Origin of the sequence: Bacillus sp. 3103sda1, assembly GCF_024159135.1 — a bacterium.
Lineage (GTDB): Bacteria > Bacillota > Bacilli > Bacillales > Bacillaceae_G > Bacillus_A > Bacillus_A rhizoplanae.
This window is the reverse complement of sequence record NZ_JAMYWS010000001.1, coordinates 874,081-895,203: the sequence shown is the minus strand read 5'-3', so window position 1 is coordinate 895,203 and position 21,123 is coordinate 874,081. Positions and strand designations below refer to the sequence as shown.

The 21,123-nt window shown below is 38.1% G+C and carries 15 protein-coding genes and 1 pseudogene; 5 read left to right on the top strand and 11 right to left on the bottom strand.

Features of this window, described 5'->3' with window-relative positions:
* Positions 1–70: 70 nt before the first annotated feature.
* From NKR74_RS04545 to NKR74_RS04535, 3 genes are read right to left on the bottom strand one after another with little or no spacing between them, the layout of a single operon-like run.
* The gene (locus tag NKR74_RS04545; RefSeq protein WP_253628762.1) at positions 71–1,051 is read right to left on the bottom strand and encodes a tripartite tricarboxylate transporter substrate binding protein; all 981 of its coding nucleotides are present in this window, start codon (positions 1,049–1,051) and stop codon (positions 71–73) included.
* Between the two features lie 45 nt (positions 1,052–1,096).
* Positions 1,097–1,771 (bottom strand): response regulator, encoded by a 675-nt coding sequence (locus NKR74_RS04540; protein ID WP_253628761.1) that lies wholly within the window; start codon positions 1,769–1,771, stop codon positions 1,097–1,099.
* A 19-nt stretch (positions 1,772–1,790) separates the two neighbouring features.
* A complete protein-coding gene (locus NKR74_RS04535; RefSeq protein ID WP_253628760.1) occupies positions 1,791–3,395 on the bottom strand; it encodes an ATP-binding protein in 1,605 nt (534 codons plus the stop codon).
* A 610-nt stretch (positions 3,396–4,005) separates the two neighbouring features.
* On the opposite strand from NKR74_RS04535, the gene NKR74_RS04530 reads away from it, so the two are divergent.
* Entirely contained in the window at positions 4,006–5,352 is a 1,347-nt protein-coding gene (locus NKR74_RS04530) for an MFS transporter (protein WP_253628759.1), read from the top strand.
* 129 nt (positions 5,353–5,481) lie between these two features.
* Positions 5,482–5,637, top strand: a pseudogene (locus NKR74_RS04525) (transposase); the annotation flags it as partial.
* Here the strand turns inward: NKR74_RS04525 and NKR74_RS04520 are convergent.
* Positions 5,629–8,067: an AAA domain-containing protein gene (locus NKR74_RS04520; RefSeq protein WP_375337690.1), complete on the bottom strand. Its 2,439-nt coding sequence runs from the start codon at positions 8,065–8,067 to the stop codon at positions 5,629–5,631. The pseudogene NKR74_RS04525 and the gene NKR74_RS04520 overlap by 9 nt on opposite strands.
* Positions 8,068–8,801: 734 nt before the next feature.
* On the opposite strand from NKR74_RS04520, the gene NKR74_RS24045 reads away from it, so the two are divergent.
* A complete protein-coding gene (locus tag NKR74_RS24045; protein WP_375337647.1) occupies positions 8,802–8,957 on the top strand; it encodes a hypothetical protein in 156 nt (51 codons plus the stop codon).
* Between the two features lie 75 nt (positions 8,958–9,032).
* Here the strand turns inward: NKR74_RS24045 and NKR74_RS04515 are convergent, their stop codons facing one another.
* From NKR74_RS04515 to NKR74_RS04500, 4 genes are all read right to left on the bottom strand, one after another.
* Entirely contained in the window at positions 9,033–10,073 is a 1,041-nt protein-coding gene (locus NKR74_RS04515) for a lyase family protein (RefSeq protein ID WP_253628757.1), read from the bottom strand.
* A gap of 100 nt (positions 10,074–10,173) precedes the next feature.
* A complete protein-coding gene (locus NKR74_RS04510; RefSeq protein WP_253628756.1) occupies positions 10,174–11,289 on the bottom strand; it encodes a Zn-dependent alcohol dehydrogenase in 1,116 nt (371 codons plus the stop codon).
* A 27-nt stretch (positions 11,290–11,316) separates the two neighbouring features.
* Complete coding sequence (locus NKR74_RS04505; RefSeq protein WP_253628755.1) at positions 11,317–12,837, bottom strand: aldehyde dehydrogenase family protein; 1,521 nt, start codon at positions 12,835–12,837, stop codon at positions 11,317–11,319.
* A gap of 14 nt (positions 12,838–12,851) precedes the next feature.
* The gene (locus tag NKR74_RS04500; RefSeq protein WP_253628754.1) at positions 12,852–14,204 is read right to left on the bottom strand and encodes a lyase family protein; all 1,353 of its coding nucleotides are present in this window, start codon (positions 14,202–14,204) and stop codon (positions 12,852–12,854) included.
* 211 nt (positions 14,205–14,415) lie between these two features.
* Here NKR74_RS04500 and NKR74_RS04495 point away from each other — a divergent pair, with 211 nt between their 5' ends.
* Together NKR74_RS04495 and NKR74_RS04490 are read left to right on the top strand one after the other, a co-directional pair.
* Complete coding sequence (locus NKR74_RS04495; RefSeq protein WP_253628753.1) at positions 14,416–15,213, top strand: IclR family transcriptional regulator; 798 nt, start codon at positions 14,416–14,418, stop codon at positions 15,211–15,213.
* A gap of 285 nt (positions 15,214–15,498) precedes the next feature.
* On the top strand, positions 15,499–16,848 hold the full coding sequence (locus tag NKR74_RS04490) for an MFS transporter (protein ID WP_253628752.1): 1,350 nt from the start codon (positions 15,499–15,501) through the stop codon (positions 16,846–16,848).
* Between the two features lie 171 nt (positions 16,849–17,019).
* Here NKR74_RS04490 and NKR74_RS04485 read toward each other — a convergent pair whose 3' ends face one another.
* The 3 genes from NKR74_RS04485 to NKR74_RS04475 form a co-directional block, all read right to left on the bottom strand.
* Positions 17,020–18,450 (bottom strand): IS4 family transposase, encoded by a 1,431-nt coding sequence (locus tag NKR74_RS04485; RefSeq protein ID WP_253628751.1) that lies wholly within the window; start codon positions 18,448–18,450, stop codon positions 17,020–17,022.
* Between the two features lie 140 nt (positions 18,451–18,590).
* The gene (locus tag NKR74_RS04480; protein WP_098215878.1) at positions 18,591–19,019 is read right to left on the bottom strand and encodes a GNAT family N-acetyltransferase; all 429 of its coding nucleotides are present in this window, start codon (positions 19,017–19,019) and stop codon (positions 18,591–18,593) included.
* A gap of 794 nt (positions 19,020–19,813) precedes the next feature.
* Positions 19,814–21,121 carry a purine/pyrimidine permease gene (locus tag NKR74_RS04475; protein WP_253628750.1) on the bottom strand — a complete coding sequence of 436 codons (1,308 nt, stop codon included), beginning with the start codon at positions 21,119–21,121 and terminating at the stop codon, positions 19,814–19,816.
* Between the last annotated feature and the right edge of the window lie 2 nt (positions 21,122–21,123).

The following is a 21,123-nucleotide window of genomic DNA, read 5'->3' as shown; positions in this document are numbered from 1 at the left end:
AAAGAAAAATCATACGCTATACCGTATGATTACATAACTTTTTGCACCTTATCATTTGAAATACTCTTCACTATTTTCCCACCTCTGAATCGTACATTAACTCCTCGTACATCTTACTTTTTTGATCAAGGAACAATTTTGTTTCCGTGCTGTTTTTATAAAAGGAGTTCCAATTATTCTCTTTAAGAATGGTTTTCCACGTATCTGTTTTGACCATTTTATGAATAGCTTCATCCCAATAAGCAATCTCTTTTTCTGTCATATTAGGAGGCCCCATGACTCCTTTCCAGTGTTGAAATACGACATCAATCCCTTGTTCTTTCCATGTTGGAACTTCTGGAAGTTCTTTCAATCTTTTGGGAGAAGATACAGCTAAAATATTTACTTTTCCTGCTTTGTACTGTTTTTCCGCTTCTGATAAGGTCAGTGTCGCTACATCAATTTGCTTATCAATTACAGCATTTATAACGTTCTCTTTATTTTCATAGACGAAAAACTCAAGCTCTGCAGGATTTATTCCAAATGCTTTACTTACTTGTACAAAAGATAAATGATCGTCATTGCCTAAACCGGGTGCAACGCCAATTTTAATCATTTTCTTGTCTTTCTTCAGTTTTTCCATTAACTCTTTTGCATTGTCTATGCTAGTATCTTTTGATACTACAACGACTTCCCATTCGGCTGCTAGGGTAGCAAGCGGTGTAAAATCTTTATACGTTAACTTACTATGACCTAATAGATGATTGGTTATGAGTAAGCTCGAATTTATAGCAAGTACATTGCCGCTTTTCTGCTTTGTATATTTCCAGCCTACATCACCGCTACCTCCTGCTTTGTTCGTCACAACAATTGGTCTTGTGAAAACTTTCTCCTCTTTCAAAGTTCTTTGCATCGCCCGCGCAGTCAAGTCCCACCCTGCACCTACGACATTAGGTGCAACTAATTCCACTTGATCTATGTCTATTTTGTTAGTAGCTGAGGGCTTTTCCAAAGAACAGCCTGCTATCGTCCCAGCAAGCAGCCATATGAATGGCAACAATCTTTTTTTCATGATTCCTATCCCCCGTTACTTATGCCTCGTCCCCTATGATTTTCTTCATGCAAGGTGATACTTACGTTCTGGGCGCCCGATAATTCCATATTTATACTCTACTGTGCATTCATTAATCGCAACTAAATACTCCAAATATCTTCTTGCTGTTGTTCTTGAAGCACCCATCTGTTCTCCCATTTCTTCTATTGTAATGCCGTCTTCTAAATCCCGTATGATTGTTTTTACCTTTTGCAGTGTTAGTGGATCAACACCTGTAGGTAAGTTTTTCTGACTTACATCTTTTGTTTGTGCAGTGCCAAAAAACATGTCAATTAACGGCTGATTGACTTCACTCTGGCTATTTAATAGTTGCTTCTTTTTCTTATAATCTTCAATGGTACAAATAAATTTTTCTAATGTAACTGGTTTAATCAGATAATTACATACTCCATTTCGAATCGCTTTTTCTAACATACTTTTTTCATTAGCTGCGGTAACCATAATCACATCAACATTTGGAAATTCAGCGTGAATCTTCGGCAATAAATCTGTACCAATTCCATCTGGCAAATAAATATCTAATAGAAGCAAATCAATTTCTTCTTTTTTCAACAGTTCCATTGTTTCTTTTGTATTCAATGCTTTCCCTATAACTTTTACATCCTTTATTTTTGATAGAAACCCCTCCTGAATCTGGGCTACTCGGAAATCGTCTTCTACAATTGCAACCTTCAACATATGTACATCCCCTCATATTTTATGTATTCTCATCTAATTTCTTAGGAAGATAGATTGTAAAGATAGCTCCCCCTTTTTTTGGGTTATTGATTTCAATCGTTCCTTGCAGAGAGTCTACCATTTCTTTAACATTCGCTAGCCCGTAACCACGATTGTTTCCTTTAGTGGAAAAACCTTTTTCGAAGATAGTATCTATTTTTTCACCTGGCACACCTATCCCACTGTCTACCACTTCAAAGACAACATCATGACCAATATCAGTGACAAAAAAAGAGACACACTTTTCCGATTGATTACGAACAGCATCAAATGCATTGTCAATAATGTTTCCAATGATGGTGATAAGATGTGAGATTTCAATGTGATCTGGCAATGGGTGAAGCGTACTATCACTTTCAATATTGAACTGAATTTTCTTCTCAGACGCTGTCCCAAGTTTCCCTAATAAAATAGCCTGTACCTTCGCATCAAGAATTTGATTAAATAAAATATGATTCTGACTTTGATGAACGCTGGATTCTTGTTGAATGAATTCAAATGCCTCTGCATACTGACCTAATTGAAGTAAACCTGATAACACAAAAAGTTTATTTGTGAATTCATGAGTTTGAGCACGTAAATCTTCTGAGTATTTTCTCACCTCAGAGATCGTGTCAATTAATTTTTGTAACTCTGTTTTATCTCGGAAACTGCATACAACGCCAACAGTTTGGTTATTTTCCACTATAGGTGTCATATTTAAGATAAGCACTTTATCTGTAAGCGGCATTTCTTGATTGTTTTCCATTATACCGGTCTCCAGTACTCTCATCATATTAGAATTCGGAAGAACTTCAGTAATATGTCGATACAGGTAATCGTTATCTAAATCCAACATATCCTTCGCAGAAGTATTCATCATAGTAATGAGACCCTTTTGATCAACGGCAATAATTCCTTCTTTTATGGATAGCAGTATCGCATTGCGCTCCCGATATAACGAAGCAATTTCATTCGGCTCCAGACCCAGCGTATCTTTTCTGATGCTTCGTGCTAAAAACGTCCCTCCAATTATTCCAACTAGCAAGACAGCCAACGAGAATAGAATAATTTCTTTGATTCTATTCAATATATTGGACTGGATGCCTTTTTTCAAAAACTCTACTGTAACGACCCCTACCACTTGATCATAGTCCCCATAATCAACAATGACCGGCGCTTTTGCCATTAAAGCAGGACCAGTTGTTCCTGTTCCTTCCAACGTATAGTATCCTCCAAAACTCAGTGCTTGATTGTTATAGAGATTGGCCCTTTTTCTGCCTATCCAATTGGGGTCAGAATGTGAATAGATAACTCCATGACGATCTTCCACGATTACATTATCTGCGCCTGCTTGCTCACGAACCTGTTCAGCGATTGGTTGGATATAGCTTTTAGAATGGCCAGTGTGAAATGCTTCTTTTATCTCCGGCATAAAAGAAATAGATTTGGCTGTCTGCAGAGCCAACTGCTCAACTTGGCGTTTCGTGTCAACAGACTGGATATAAACAAATATACCTGTCAGAAGAAAAACGATAAATAAAATCAGCGTAATAATTAAACTGAGTATCTTCGTTTGTAATGAAACTTTAAGCGATTTATTCATATTTGCACCCTTTAACAAAAATTATATAAATATAGATTGATGAACGAACAGAAAATAGAGATCATAGCAAAATCTATAACTCGGCACATATGACCGCTAACTCATGTGAAAACAGCACGTTGCACCTACATGAAATATTTTTTGCAACAATATAAATATTCTAAAATATCAATCTTCTATTTAATTATTATGATAAAATCCAGTATTAATCAACCTTTTTATAAACATTAAGTTTGTTTAGCAATAACTGAATTTCTTTCTTCTGATTAAAGGAGTGTGAATCATACTAGTAATCGCGAACGCTGTTATAAGAGCAACTTTTAAAGTAAAGGTAAATACCATCTATCTTTTGGACAATAGAGAATATCGTGTACATAAAGTACAAAAAGAACAAAATTTTCATTATATTGTGATTTATTCGACAAGATAATATAATTCTTTTTACATTGAATACGCTTTCATATTTATTTCGTAATGATGTTTGTCAAATCATTTAATAGGGAGGTTGATAGATTCGCAGAGGCCAATGCTAGCATTAAACTGGAGCATACACATACAAAATGGTTTTCAAGTGTAGAAAATGAAATTTGTTCAACAGGAGGATGAAATCATGTCTCAATCCATTGAGCGCGCAAATACAAGGCGCATCACAGGAAACATCTTCAAAGGTTCAGTTGGAAATCTGATTGAATGGTACGACTGGTACGTCTATTCTGCTTTCGCTGTATATTTCTCAGCAGAGTTCTTCCCTAAGGGAGACTCGACCAGTCAACTACTTAACACGGCAGCAATCTTTGCCGTTGGCTTCTTGATGCGCCCGCTCGGAAGCTTACTGATGGGCCGTTATGCCGATCGTCACGGCCGCCGGGCTGCACTGACGCTTTCCATCACCATCATGGCCGGTGGTTCTCTAATTATTGCCTGTACCCCAGGTTATAGCACTATTGGTATACTAGCCCCTATTATTCTCGTTCTCGCACGTCTACTTCAGGGGTTATCATTAGGTGGAGAGTATGGAACTTCCGCTACATACTTGTCCGAGATGGCCAGCAGCGGCCGCCGCGGTTTCTACTCAAGCTTCCAGTATGTAACACTTGTTGCTGGACAGTTGGTAGCACTAGGTGTTCAAATCGTCCTCCAGCAAATACTCAGCGAACCGGATATGAAGTCTTGGGGCTGGCGTATTCCCTTCATCATTGGAGCAATGGGAGCAGTAGCTGTATTGTGGCTGCGTCGTACGATGGATGAATCGGAGCAGTTTTCAAAAATGGGTTCTGAAAGCCGAGAAAGTGCTGGAACCATACGGACTCTAATGAAACACCCTAAAGCAGTATTAACAGTAGTCGGGCTAACGCTCGGTGGAACTGTAGCCTTCTATACTTACACGACGTATTTACAGAAGTTCATGGTGAATACCGTAGGCCTTCCTAAAGAAGTCGTTAGCTGGATTAACTTTATTGCCTTACTGGTATTCGTCGTACTTCAACCACTCGCTGGTATGTTATCCGATCGGATTGGACGACGTCCGCTATTGCTTGGTTTCGGCATCCTCGGAACTTTACTGACAGTGCCACTATTCCTAATCATGGAGCAAACAAAGTACCCTATCGTTGCTTTCTTGCTTATGATGGTAGGTCTCATTATTGTTACCGGTTATACTTCCATCAATGCAATCGTAAAAGCCGAGCTCTTTCCGACTGAAATTCGTGCTCTTGGCGTGGGATTCCCCTACGCAATCACTGTTGCGGTGTTCGGTGGGACGGCTGAGTTCATCGCATTATGGCTGAAAAGCATTGGGCTCGAATCACTCTTCTACTTCTACGTAGCTGGCTGCATTGCCATAAGCTTCATCACTTATTGGCGTATGGCTGAGTCATCGAAAACCTCTCACATCGAGGCCGAACTGGTCGATGAAAATACGTTAGCTGCTCGCAAGTCTGGTTCAAGGCACTCTTAAGTATTATAAATAGCCATTTTAAAACGATAATTTATCCTAAAAACCCTTGTTTGGCATTATCCCCTCATAGTAGCCAGTTGAAAGAAAGTTACTGTACTGTTTATTATGGGGGGATTTTTATGTGGAAAAAATGAAGTTTTTCCTGAAAAGTCTTATCTTGTCCGTGGCGATAGTGGCTTCGCGGTGCCTGATCTATATGAATTGTGCGAAAAGGAATCGGTCTACTATATCATTCGTTTAAAAGCGAACGCCAAGTTACACGCACTTGCGGAAGAACTACATCCTTAAAACATATTGAGCAAGTAAACCAGATGGCTTTCCTCTTTGTTTTTTATCTAAAATGCCTTTATCTCCAAAAATAATAAAGCTATCCTGCGCCCGTGAAACTGCTACATTCAACATATTTACCTTTCTATCGAAGAAATACCCTCCTCTATGCGCGCTTGTATAAACTGAGGAAAATAGAACAATTCTTCTTTCTGCTCCTTGCAGTCTATGAACAGTCCCAACTGTGATTCCCTCTAAACCTTTATCCTTCAGGCTCTGTTGGATGACTATGGCCTGCACCGTAAATGGTGTAACAATAGCCACGTAGTCTGAAATAAGAATGGACTTGCCACTCTTTCCGTAATAATGTTGAATATGTTCTCTGTTACTGATAATCCACTCTGCGATTTGCTGTGCTTCTGCCTCGTTCTTCCAGCTCATATTCACTTTCTCTGCTTGCCCTTCGACATGGATATGCCCCATGTAAGGAAACGGAAATATCTTTTTATCACTAAGTTTATTTTCTCTCTTTGCTTCAAGTTTTCCCTCATAGGCTAATGCATTACAATACTCAATAATCTCCGGTACACATCTTCTATGTTCTGTTAAATACATACCACCAATACCTTGAAACTTATCATATTTACATAGCTGCTGCGCAATTCTCATAACATTTCCAGAAGATGCAGCCATGCCGTAGTCAATGAATTCCTCTGGAGTCATCTTTGTAGCCTGTATAGCTTTCTTTATATTTTCTCGATCTATCGTTTCTGTAACACCCCAGACAGGCTCAATTTGCAACGTGTCTCCTACTACTACAGCTTTTTTTGCCAAGGCAAAGGTTGCTCCCGCTATTTCTGGAGGCACTTGACCAGCTTCATCTACAATCAGCAAATCAATGAAGTTAAACAAATACTCATCTTTTCCTTGCCAAGCACTGAAAAATTTAGGCACCATAAAAAATGTAGAAACAAAGCAAGGTGTGACTTTTGCATATCTTCTCCATTTTCTCATTTGCTTTTGAACCGATTTCTTATCTGTATATCCCTCATCTAAATCCTTACTAACCTCTTCAATCCATTTCGCTTCATAATAATGAACAGCTAGATGAAAGGCTTCAAACCTGTACGTTTTGTCTAAGACCTCAAGTATTTTCTCATACTGAAATGTTTTCCTATCTGTCTGTATTCCCAAATTCCTAGTGCAATCTAGTACTGAATTCGTCCTTTCTTCCAAAATGTCCTTATCCTTATGAGCTCGACTTAGAGCTTGTTCTTTGATCTGTAAACCCGATTTCAGTTGCCTCATGTGATCTAAGATACCCTCTCTGATAGACATTGTATTAAAGCTTGGCAATTCCAAGGTAACTTCGTTCTTACGCAGAAATATCTCATTTTCAAGCTCGGATTTTCTTCTAAAGTACGGAATGAACTCTAAGCTCCTTACATACCATTTCAACGTTTTCCGAAACTTTATAAATCTTTCATCCAAAAATGTCATATCAGAAATAGCTTTCTTTATATCTTCTGTTTCAGCTGTAAGTGTACGTATATATTCATCTAGTTTATCAAGACTTCCATATTGCTTTTTGACATAATCCTTTATTTCCTCGTACTGTTTTACTATCCCCATGGTATCTTTAATATTACACAGCTTCTCTTGCAACTTTTTATGAATAACAGCCGCGCACTCTTGAAAACGAACCTGCTGTACAGGCATCTGGAAGTTTTGTGCATAATGATAGATGAAGTAATCGACCGCACGCTGGATATACTCTTTGTTCTCCATCAACTGTGGAAGACCGTTATTGTTTGATGTTAAAGTATGATATTTTCCGTCTTCAATCTTCTTAATCTTCTGCTCCGAAGTTATGTACATCCCATAACTTTTAATATCGGGCAACCATCTTTTGGATAACGTATGCTTTGAATCACATACTTTCCCTAAACTGTCTATAATATTTGTAACAGCTTGATTGTTGTTAGAAGCAGCAACAATCACAGGTGGATTCTCATCCTTCCTTGCCGCGGCTTCCACTACTACTTGTGCAATAATAGAATGTAACAAGGTTGTTTTCCCTGTTCCCGGCGGACCATTCACCGCTAATATATCTCCTTCCTCACATAAGTTAAAATGATGGAGAGATTCCCTTTGCGAGTTTGATAGAGGAAATTCATTGCCAACCTGCCCATAATGATGAGCAGAATCATCAATTACTTCTGTACCTTCTCTTAATTTCAACTTATTAGCTCTGCTTAAAGAGCAGTAATTGTCAAGAAGCTTATTTATATGCACATATTTGTCTGTTAACAGAAAATCATATAATTTACTGATATGTTGACGGGTACCTATAACCTCCTCGTCTAGGAGAATGTATGACTTACCTGAGGAAGTATAATACTGTAATTCAAAATCTCGTATGTGAAATCCAGTCACTCGATAAAACATTTGATTACAGTATCTCCAATACACATCCCAATTGGAATCTGCACTTGGGAGCTTGAACTTGGATAAAAACTCATCCATATCACTTAACTCTCCAATTGTAACCTCACAAAGTGACGGTGTTAAATAACTCCTAGGGATCCATGGAGCTTTATTTTCATTTATTCGCAATTCACCTTTGCGTGTCAACTTTCCAGGTATGATGAATGGAACTACTGATGAGGGCAATGACTTAAATTTTTGCGCATGTACATGATCTACAGTAAATTGTAAAGGACATAACAATACGTCCAGTGTAACATCTTCTTCCTTTATTTCATCAGGCTGTTTTTTATACTTTCTTTTATACAACAGCTTTACCAAATTAACATCAACTTTTCCTTTCTGTATATCCTTAAGAGCTAGTATATAATCTTCCTTAAGCTTTGTTTGGTCTATCACACTTTTTTCAGAATCCGCAATACTGTCACGAAAATATTTAATAAGCCGCCTATGATTATACAACTCATTTCTTACTTCCATCTATCTAACCCCTTTCTGATATAGAACAGAAATTGTACACTTCCATTTTAATACAAGCTGATAGTAAAAATACATGGTTACATAACTTGAAAATAAAAGGCTAGGATCATGCGATAAAAGACGGATTTGCCGAGGTGATAGATGGTAAAACAGGAGGATTGGCTACCGTGAAGGATCTCTTGTTAGATTGATCCCTAGTACACGTTGAAGGAGCCATGAACCTTCGTCGTGGCACGAATTGGGAAGCTGTGGTAAAGACGAGTCATAAAGAGACAAAAGGAATGATTCAGAGTCAGATTTCGGTGTTGAAAGAAAGTGGTGTTGGTAATCATTCTAATCTTTTAAACAGTTTGGCCAAATACATTTCATGAGAGGTATCCCGAAAAAAGGAAAAAAACAAATTTTTTTCAATACCTCTAATTATTGAGTGAATGTTCTTTATCACCTTATACGAAATCTAGTAAATCGATGAAATAAGTAAAAAGTCCAGTTATGTATAAAACATAACTGGACCAAATATTCAGGTCGAGTTCACCTCGATCTACAGCGAATGTAATCGCTTGGTCCTTTCCATATACATCAAAACAAACTTGCATCATCATTTCGGGTATACATGGATTGATTTTTCCTGGCATGATCGAAGAACCCGGTTGTACGGCTGGCAAACGGATTTTGGCAAATCCTGCTCTGGGACCTGATGAAAGCAATCTTAAATCACTGGACATTTTCGATAATCCACTCGACAACGTTTTTAAAGAAGCAGAGATTTTCAAATAGATATCCGCGTTTTGCAGCCCATCGAAAAAATTATCCTCCTTGATAACAGGTACATTTGCGATAAGCGGCAAAAACTCATACATCTTTTCTTGATAACCAGGGGCGGCTCCAATCCCTGTGCCTACTGCCGTTGCCCCGATTACAATCGACAAGCAATCTTTTTGAAGTTTCTTCCATTCTTCGATTTGTCTTTTGATGAAAGAATGATAACCGCTAAATTGCTGACCAAGCGTAATGGGTACGGCATCTTGCAGGCAGGTCCTTGCTATTTTCATTGCACTTGGAAGCACATCGTTCGTTGATTGAGACATGTTTACATGTTCATTTGGGTGAATAACATCATATCCTTTATGACCTGTCAATAATTCATTTGCCCGGTTGGCAATGACTTCGTTTATGTTCATATTAATGGAAACCCCACCGCCAGCTTGATAAATGTCGACAGGAAATTGATTCTTCATTTCTCCATTTATAATCTCGTCCGCCGCTAGACAAATGACGTTTTTCTTGTCTAGATCAAGAACGCCAACACAATGATTCACCATTGCGGCCGCTTTTTTAATATAAGCAACACTTCTTATTAAATGAGGATACGATTCAATCGTACGACCAGATATCGAAAAGTTTTCACAGGCTCGAACCGTTTGTATCCCGTAATAAACATCGTCATCAATCTCTAATTCTCCAATCAGATCTTGTTCTAAACGCATCATCTACTTCTCCTTTTTTGTATTTTAGAACAAAAAAAGGGTGTTTAAATTGACAATCCTCAATTTTAACACCCTCCATTTGAATGGCTTTATATAATAATTAATCGTTAAATTCGATAACTGCTCTTCCTACATTTACACAATTGCAATCATGGAAAGAATCAAATGCTTGATTAATATCTTCTAAGGCAATCCGATCCAACACGAGCTCGTCTAGTTTGAATTTTCCATCTAAATACATTTGAGCTATGATGGGGAAATCACGGAATGGCTTCGCATTACCGTAAAAGCTTCCTTTTAACACTTTTCCAACTCGATGGAATCCTCCAGCTGGAATATTTAACGTTTTTTCAGGATTAAATGCGCCAACGACGACGACAGTTCCACCTTTTCTAGTACTCTTCCATGCACTTTCAGTAGCAACTGTATGACCTGAACAATCAATCGCATAATGAACACCAACACCATTTGTCAGTTCTTTTAGTGCTGCTTCTACATCCACTTCAGCAGAATTAATCGTGTGCGTTGCTCCAAACTGTTTGGCAATTTCCAAATTAGCAGGTTTTACGTCACAAGCAATAATTTTAGAAGCACCAGCGATACGCGCTCCTTGAATCGCATTTACGCCCACTCCTCCGATGCCAAAGATCGCGACGGTAGAACCAGGTGTAACACCTGCCGCGTTCACCGCTGCCCCATAGCCTGTTGCTACGCCGCATCCGATCAAGGACGCTTGTGCCAAAGGCATTTCATCCGGCAGCTTTATACATGACATTTCCGGAACAACTGCATACTCTGCAAAAGTTGATAATAAAGAATTGTGATAGACTTTCTCTCCATTTTGACTTAATCTTGAAGTGCCATCTAACAGCGTTCCTTCAAACATTGGACCAAATGCAGACTCGCATAAGTGAACTTCCCCGGTCACACAAAACTCACATGTCCCGCAATATGGAACCCAGCTTAAAGCTACTTTATCGCCTACTTTGACGTTGGTAACATTTGCTCCAACGGCTTCAACAATTCCCGCTCCCTCATGTCCAAGAATCGTTGGTGTCGGCGTAGTCGAATCATTTAAAGAGTTTAAATCACTGTGGCACACACCCGTTGCTTTAATTTTCACTAGAACTTCATTCGCTTTTGGTTCACTAAGTTCCACTTGTTGAATGGATAAAGGCTTGCCCATTTCAGTCATTACTGCTGCGTTCATTTTCATTGTCTTTTCCCTCTTTTTGGTGATTTTTTAATATGCAAACCAAATGGCTTTTGATTTTGTAAATGCTTGTAATGAATGAATGGCATACTCTTTGCCCCATCCACTTTGCTTTAATCCTCCAAATGGACTGGCAAAATCATAGCATCCATATCTATTGACGAAGACCATACCCGCTTCAAGCTGATTGGCTACCCGATGAGCACGGGAAGTATCTCCAGTCCACAGCCCTGCTCCGAGACCATAAATGGTATCGTTGGCCATTTTGATCACTTCTTCTTCTGTATCGAATGGAATGATGCATAGAACAGGACCAAAAATCTCTTCCTGTGCAATTTTCATGTTATTATCCACATCGGCAAAAATCGTCGGTTCGACAAAATAGCCTTTTGCATTGTCACCGGCTGTGTCCCGTTTTCCACCGGCAACGATGCATGCACCTTGATTTATACCGCTCTCGATGTAATTTAATATGGATTCCATATGCTGCTTAGATACCTGCGCCCCTTGATCACTGGCAGGATCAAACGGATCACCGCATTTATAATTTTTCGCGTACTCCGCTATTTTCTCGACCACTTCGTCATAGATTTCCCGTTGCGCAAATAACCGGGTCGGTGCTGAACATTTTTCACCCTTATGGGTAAATAATCCATAAAATGAGCGTTCGATGGCTGCATCTAAATTTGGAAAATCACTAAAAATAATGTTCGGGGACTTGCCGCCAAGTTCTAATGTGACGGGTTTCAAATTGCTATCAGCTGAGTCACGGATTAATTGTTTTCCGACATGTGTGCTGCCTGTGAATGATAGTTTATCAATGTCCATATGGCGGCTAATATAAGAACCAACCGTACCATCACCTAAGACCAGGTTAATAACACCCTTTGGCAATACTCCCGCTTCGTCAATGATTTCGAATAATCGAATAGCGGAAAAAGAAGTTTTATCAGCTGGCTTTAGGATGACCGTGTTCCCCATCGCTAAGGCAGGCGCTAGTTTTAATACAGCCATTTGAATCGGAAAGTTAAATGGCACAATTTGGCCACATACACCGATCGGGTCCCTTGTTGTGACACTTAAGAAATCGCCTTCTACTGGATTGTTTTCTCCATAATATTTATCTGTCCAGCCTGCGTAATATTCGAATAAATCAGCTGCTTCTTGCACATCATCGTTGTACGCTTCTTTATATAATTTTCCGTTATCAAGAGCCTCTAATGTGGCAAGCTCCGCGTGATGTTCATGGATAAGTCCGCTAATTTTTCTTAAAGCCTTTCCCCTATCCTTGCGGCTCATCTCTTTCCATGGACCCTGTGTGAAAGCATTCCTTGCGGCTTGTATAGCTGCATCTACATCCTTCTCTTCCGCACAATGAAAATTCCCGATAGATTCTCCATTCGCTGGATTGATAGAATCGATTACTTTATCTCCAGAACTGCCTACCCATTCGCCATTAATATAGAGATTTTTCGTAGTTTTAAGCCATTCATGGGCCCACTGTAATTTGGGCTGTTCAATTCCTTCAAAATGCTTGGTTTCTAAGGTCACAATCCATACCTCCATTATTCTAGTAAGTTTTTGATAGATTCACGATCATGTTCTTTCATTAATCTTGAAACTGCGGAATAACCCAATCGTTCCTTTAATTCCACGACAACCGGAATCAAGGTGTTTGAGAGTGATTCACATCTTTCTTCATTCGGCGCGATATCCTTTAGACATCTTTCTGTAAAGGAATGAGCAGAGTTCGCCAGCATATGTAATCCGTTTAAGATATTGGCACCTGCTAAACCTTCAAAGACATTTAAGTCAAGCTCACCATGTTCTAGTGCTGCTTGAACAGCGCGGTCACACCCTAGGACTTGAAAACAGCTTTGCATCATTGTTTCAGGGATAACCGGATTCACTTTTCCTGGAAAAAAAGAGGAACCGGACTGAACGGATGGCAAAGTAATTTCAGAAAATCCTGCTTCGGGTCCGGATGAAAGCAATCTTAAATCCTTCGCCACTTTGATGAGTGATGTTGCTAATAAGCTCAATTCCTTTGACACATGTGCTAAGTCATCGATGTTTTGTGCAGCATCAAATAAATTGTCACGTAAGGTCACATTCATTTGCGATACTTCACGGAGCTTCTCCATGATTACCGCTCTATATTTTTCAGGTGCTCCAACGCCGCTTCCAATAACGGTCCCGCCTAGGTTAACGGTAAGTAATGACAGGACTGCTTCCTTTAATGAACGGTGACGCCTTTTCAGTAAAGCTGCATATCCACTGAAGACTTCTCCAAGCTGTACTCTCATTGCATCCTGTAAACACGTTCTGGAGATTGTCGTTATGCCCATAAACTCTTGAGATTTTTTCTCAAGGGTGTCTGCCATTTTTAACAACTCTTGGTCCAATTGATCAAAACAACGGACAATCGCGAGACGAATAGCTGTATGGCATACATCCGAAGTCGATTGAGAAGCATTTACATGGTCTATGGGATGAACTGGCATGTAGGTGCCTAGAGAACCTCCTAAAGTTTGATTAGCTAAATTTGCTAACACTTCATTCACATTCATATTTGTACCGATGCCACCGCCGCCATGCAGAATATCGACAATGAACTGGTCCTGGTAATTCCCTTGTATTAATTGACCACAAGCATTTAAAATAGCGTTTCCAATAGAGTCATCGAAAACATTGGCTTCCAGATTCGCCAGCGCTGCCGCTTTTTTCACCATCGCTAAAGCCACAATATATTCGGGATAATTTTTTAATGGCTGGCCCGAAAAGGAAAGATTTTGTACCGTTCGAACGGTTTGTATTCCGAATAAAGCTGATTGAGGAATAGTAATTTTGCCGAAGTTGTCAACTTCTGTCCGTGTTTCAACCTGGTTTTCCTGGCTAATTGAAATCCCTCCCACCATACTTTTTAAAGGTAAAATGCATCATCATCTCCATAGCCTCTATTCCATGAAGATTCCGATCATCAATTTGTTCACATTACGAACATAATGTTCATATAAAGAACTTAAAGTAATTATACGGCCGAAAAAAATAGAAATCAATACAATTTTCAAAATTTTTTCAAAACGAATGAATTGACATTTAAATATTTGTTTACGTTATAATAAAAACATGGAAAATAATAATCGAAACACATCAAAACAAGCGATAAATAAAGAAAGTTCTTCTGTACAAGCGGTTGACCGTGCGTTGATGCTGCTCAAGCTGATTGGGGAAAGTCCGGCACCGATTTCGGTGGGCGATTTAGCCAAACAAGCGGAGTTGAACCGTACAACTGCTTGGCGTTTGATCGGAAGTCTCGAAAATCAAGGATTTGTTGAAAAAGATCCTGTTTCAAAGGGGTATCAACTCGGTTATGCCATTCATATTTTAAGTTCGCAAACTGGTGATCCCTATGGATCACTCAAACGCAGGGCTCACCGGACATTAGAAGAATTAAAAGAAGAAATCGGAGAAACTGTGCTGCTTAGTGTTCCGAAGTATGATGGTACACTTACGATTGATCAAATAGACACCGATCATAGTGTAAGATTGAGAGACTATTCCAATACGATTTCACCTTTACATTGCACATCGAACGGAAAAATTTGGTTAAGCCTGCTGTCCGAGAAGGAGTTGGATATTTTTTTAGAGCAGCCGCTTAAATCGTATTCCAAATATACCATTACAGATCCCGAAGAACTGCGAAAGGAATTACTTTATATCCGTGTTCAAAAGGTGGGAACATCGATTGGTGAACTAGATGAAAGTGAAAATGCGATTTCAGCTCCTATCTTTGACAAGAAAAAGAATCTAGTCGCATTTGTTACAGTCGGCGGCCCAAGTTTCCGCCTGCCAGAGGAAGCCACTTTGGCATTACGTAATCGAATGCTGGAAGCGGCAAATAAGATCGAACAACAGTTAGACTAATCTAAAAAAACATTTGTATAAAAAAAACGAGGATAACACTTTACTATGTGATTCTCGTTTTTTTTTGTTTGTAAATGTATTTAACAAATTTTAAAAATAATTTGACAATAACTAAAATAATAGATAATAATTAAATCAATATTCACATATTGGACAAGAAGTTCATAATAAGAACAAACTAAGTGTTGCCGAAAATGAAATCGCTTTCCTCTATGAGCTGTTTCATACATGTATATCATCTATATGTATCGTTTAAGGCTGAACAGATTATTGAGGAGGAATTCTATGCAAAATTACAATGTAGTACGTAATAATAATGTAAATACCATTAAGTTAGATGACGCTCCATTAAACAAATTTCATATCAAAATTGCAGGTCTGACATTCGGTGCTCATTTCACTGACGGATATATTTTAGGGATTATTGGATTTGCCCTTTCATTACTGACACCACAAATGCATTTATCCTCTTTCTGGGTCGGGCTCATTGGAAGCTCTGCTCTCATTGGTCTATTCCTAGGCAGCCTCGTTTTAGGATGGGTATCTGATTATATAGGCAGGCAAAAGATATTTGTATTTAGTTTTATCGTCATTACCGCTGCATCTATTTTACAGTTTTTTGTTACGAGCCCTTTAGAACTTGCCTTATGCAGAATTTTGATTGGTATTGGGCTTGGCGGCGATTACAGTGTTGGACATACGATGCTAGCTGAATTTTCACCTCGTAAACATCGCGGAGTATTATTAGGGTCATTCAGCGTCATCTGGACGTTTGGTTATGTAGCAGCAAACTTGATTGGAATATTATTCACTGATTCTTCTCCTGATGCTTGGCGATGGATGTTAGCCTCATCAGCTATTCCAGCTGTCATTATATTATTTGCCCGAATGGGTACACCCGAGTCACCTAGATGGCTCATTAATAAAGGTCGAAAAGAAGAGGCACTTGCCATTGTCCAAAAACATGTCGGTCCAAATATCGTTCTTGATGATGAAGCGCCAAAGCAATCAAAAAACAGTTTTGCCACATTATTTAGTAAGGAATTAAGAAAACGTACTGCATTCAATTGTATATTCTTTGTTTGTCTCGTTATCCCTTATTTCGCTATTTACACGTTCCTGCCTGATATTTTGAAAGCAATCGGACTAAGCGAAGGGTTTGGAACAGATTTACTATTAAATGGACTTCTTATCGTTGGTGCGCTTCTAGGCATTTGGTTCACGATTAAATTTTCTCGGAGAGGATTTTTGATCAATTCCTTTATCATATTGATCATTACACTCGCTCTTCTTAGCTTTTTACCTAGCGGTGCCAAAGTACCGATGATTCTTTCTTTTGCGGTCTTTACTCTGATTATGTCTGCTGTAAGTAATCTAGTTGGTGTATTTCCAGCTGAAAGTTTCCCGACAGAAATTCGTTCTTCCGGCGTCGGACTTGCAACGGCTGTAAGTCGATTTGGATCAGCCATTGGAACATTCTTGCTTCCAATAGGGATTGCCAATATAGGGGTACAATCTACCATGCTTTTAATCACTGTCGTACTTGTAATCGGAGCTGTCGTATCATACGCATGGGCTCCAGAAACAAAATCACTTTCGCTTAGTGAAGCAAGTCATACTAAAATAAAGAAATAAAAGGTCTTTGTGTTATGTAAAAGGTTAATTAAGGGGTCCCGCCCCATCGCTATCAAGCTAAGCTTATACAACGACAAGTATAGTAGAGATTTTTTCTTTTTTTAAAAGCCAGACCTAGAGAATTGAAAGGTTTGCATGCGAAATAAACCCTATCGGGTTTCATTCTTTGAATTAGGCCGCTTGATTATCAGAAATGGTATAATTGTAAACGACACCTAATATATCAAAGACTGTTTTTTTCTCGTATCGATGAGATTTTCGCCCATTTTGCTGTAGGAGGTTGAACAGGCGAATGAGAATCTTTGATAGTTCTTGGGTGTCTTTCTGTATGGCTTGATAAATAAGAAGAAAATAATCTTTAATCATATATATGGCCTTATATTCACTCAGCTCTCGTTTCTTTTTCATAAGAAGTAATTGACGCATTTGAAACATAGTAGAAGAACAGAGTAGAATGGCGATCAGTTGCCCATACAAATGGCATTCTAATCTTTCTCGTTTTATCTTTTTACAATGGTGAATATGAAAGAATGATTTCCATGTTTTAAATAAAATCTCGATTTGCCAACGTAAAGAATACCAATCATGTACTTGTCCCATCGGGACAATATCTGTAGAGGTGTTTGTCATATATACATTGATACCACTAAGTCGTTTGCTTCGAGGAGAATACTTCATTCCTTTCTTTTTTTCTCGTATAGCTTGATCACGTAATCGTTTTTGTTGTTGTTCATCTGTAAGTCGATGAACAATCACACGGGTTGGTACTTTATCAGTCATACCTACATAAGCATCGGATATTTCATATGTTTGTCCTGGTTGGAGAGAGTTCATTAATACCTCCATATCTATCTGTATATACTCTGTACCTTTCTTTATTCTTCCATCCTGAAAATAATCAGGTGTGAGATTTTTTTGATAAATACGTGTATTGGATTTAATACGAGAGATATAGTAAGCCTTTTTATCTTGTATATGTTGAAGATCTTTTAAATGAAAATACCCTAAATCACGGATACATAAATCATTTGGTTCCACAGTTGGAACACACAGAGAACCATAGGTTCGATCATGTTGTTTACCTGGACCTGTATGTATATGTAGGAATTGTCCGCTTAATAAGTCATATTCAAGTTGAATTTTCATCCCAGCAGTATGGCTACATCCTCCCGCCCCAGGATAAATGGGTGAAAATATATCTGGAAGCTGAAATGCAGTTGAATCTAAAATGCGAATACGCTTGAAAAAAGAGGTGTACGGAGAAGAAATTGTCATAGATGAATTTAATTTTTTATTTAGAAGGTTAGTCAATATATGTTGTAAAAACTCAACGGCTGATGTATTAAACCGTTGATTCAGTCCTTCCGGACTGATGAGTACTTCTGTGGATGCTTCTAAACAGCTAGATAACTGAGCTAAAGATGCTGTAGCGATATTTTGACTCATCCATATACATAAAGCGACTAAATCTTTTGCTTGGTATTTACTGGTTCGTTTTACGAAACCAACATCTCTAGCAAGGTCTCTTAAAATATTTGGAGATAAAAAGCGTTGAATCTCTTGAGCAAATAGCTGTAATTCATCAGATACAGAAATAGACATACAAAAACGCCATCCTTTCCTATGATTCTACGAAAAGAATAGCGTATTTGTTAAGTGACAATAAAGTTGTTTAATTCTTATTGGACTAACGCGCAGTTTAGTGCAAAAATCAAAGGTAAGAGAGGATTTCCACCTTTACCTTATTTTAACTTTAGCTGTAGTATAGGGTATGGACGTCCAGAAGAATCTGTTTCCGTTTCACTTACTATAAAAAAGCCATTATTAATATAGAATTTAGTTGCACTCTTATTGTCTTTATTTACATCAACTGTTGTAATATCAAAGTCTTTAATTAAAGAATTAATAATAGCTTTACCGTATCCTTTACCTATTTTATTAGGTTTTAAGAATAACATTTCTAAGTGTTGTTTATTTATAGCAGAAAAGCCAATTAAATCCTCTTTCTCATACCATAACTGGACATTAAGATGTGGGAAATATGAGGGTATTTCTTTTTTAAACTCTTCTCTATCGGTATCTCTTAAAAAATGATGAGTAGCTAAAACCGACTCTTCCCATATATTCAAAATTGTATCATAATCTTTCTGATTTGCTTTTCTATATATCATTAATATCTCTCCTTTAGTTTTAAATTATCAACTCCTTCCCAATAAGTATTTTATGATTTTCATGTTATATAGCCACGAACTTAAAATGTTCATTAATAAAACCTCCAAATAAACATTTAGATAATTGGATTATAATATCAAATCTTTATTATTACTTTACAGTATTTTTTCATTTTAGGGGGTATTTTGTTTTTTTAGCTTGATAGCGATGGGGTCCCGCCCCATCGCCATCAAACTAAGAAATTCATTGTTCCCCAAAACAAAAAAAATGAGATAAATTCTCATAAATAACTGTAGAGGGATAAAATTTTCGTTTTGGGGATACTTCAAAATCTTAAGAAGCCATTTTGAAAAAAGATTGATCAAAACGGCTTCTTATCCAGCAGATTTATGTTTCGGTTTTATAAAAAAGTTTAATCATTTTCTACCTGTATTGCTCCACAATCGCGCCCTTTAATGGAATAACTGAGTTGCTTCTATAAGCTGGTTTAGCTATCAATGCCGATTCTATCTTACATCATTCATTTTCCATTGTTAATCTCACATTTCCAGCTCGACGTGACTGCTCATTTAAATTCGGGCTCTCCTGCCTTCACCTATTAGGTCTTAAAATTGTCAAAAATAAGGACCTATAGAAAACACAAAAAGCGCTATGTGTACGAATTGTCATCGTGTTGATAAACAGGTGATAAACGGCGATACATAGCGCTTTTTCTATGGAGACGTCCCAGAATGTGGACGATCCTCCGATCTATATTTTAGGAGTCTAAAGGTTAGTTGGATCTGGCCTTTCTTTATGCGGTTCCTTGGAATTTAGTGACTTTCTGATGTTTTACTTTTTTTCTAGTTATTATGTTTTCGGCTACGACGGCAATACTGACACCCAATACTAGGCCATTACTAAGGATTGATACAAGCATCGGTGATATGGTGGCAAATGCTTTGGAAGGAATAAACATAACACCGATTCCCGCAAATAAAGAGATGCCGGCAACTTGAAATAGGTTCTTTTTATTTTCGACCGTTTCAAATTCCTGTAACGCTAAACCAATGGTGCTAGCAAAAATCGGGAAAATTGCAGCGTACCCAACTGCTTTAGGAATTGCTGCAACAAATGCAGTAAACGGTGGAAATAAGCTAATGGTAATTATGAAAAGTGAACCAAGAATAAATGGTTTCTTGCTTGTTATTTTAGTTGTTGCAATAAATCCGGCTGAACCTGAAACAGGAACAGGACCTATTGCCGAAAATAAGCCACTTAATAATTGGTTAATCCCTGAAATAACTCCGGTTTGTTTCAACCGGTTTTTATCAACCTCTATTTTATGACGTTCTAATACTTGTTGAACCACACGTACTGTAGCTAACATATTCGCAAGTAGCAATAATGTAATAAAAATGACCATAATAATCATATTAGGTTCAATCCGAGGGTAACCAAATGCAAATATTTTAGGAAAATGAATGAATTCCCTTACCTTGATGGCGGGACTAGCAAGTCCAAATAAGGAAAATAGCGCCCAACCAAAAACAATACTAAATAGAACAGAGTAATGTCCGATTTTAGGAATTTTCGAAAAGCAATAAGAAAAGATTACAATTAAAAACGAAAGGAAAAGAACCTTTGGATGAACGGTATCGTTTTGCCCATCTATTCCGAACATTCCCTGTAAAAATGAACTGCTTAATTGGATCACTATGAGAATTAAGTATATGCCAACAACAGTTGGAGTAAATAAACGTGCAAGTTTTTCAACCAACCCGAAAACACTTAAAAGAATAAAGATAACGCCGCTTAATAAAAAGGCATATTGTAGAACTCGTAATGTTTCAATATGCGATCCGAACAATACCGTACCTAATCCTGCATAAAGGGAAAAGACACCCCACCAAAGCCCGGCAGGTGCTTCTTGAATTGGAAGACGGTGCCCAAAGAATGACTGTAATATTCCTGCTAACCCAAGAACAAATAATGTTCTTTGAACAAACTCAACAGTTGTAATTGAATCAAGCCCATAGTCAGAAGCAATAGCGACCGGAACTACTACGCTGCTCATTAATATAAATAGTGCCCATTGCAGGGATGAAAAGATAATTTTCAAAT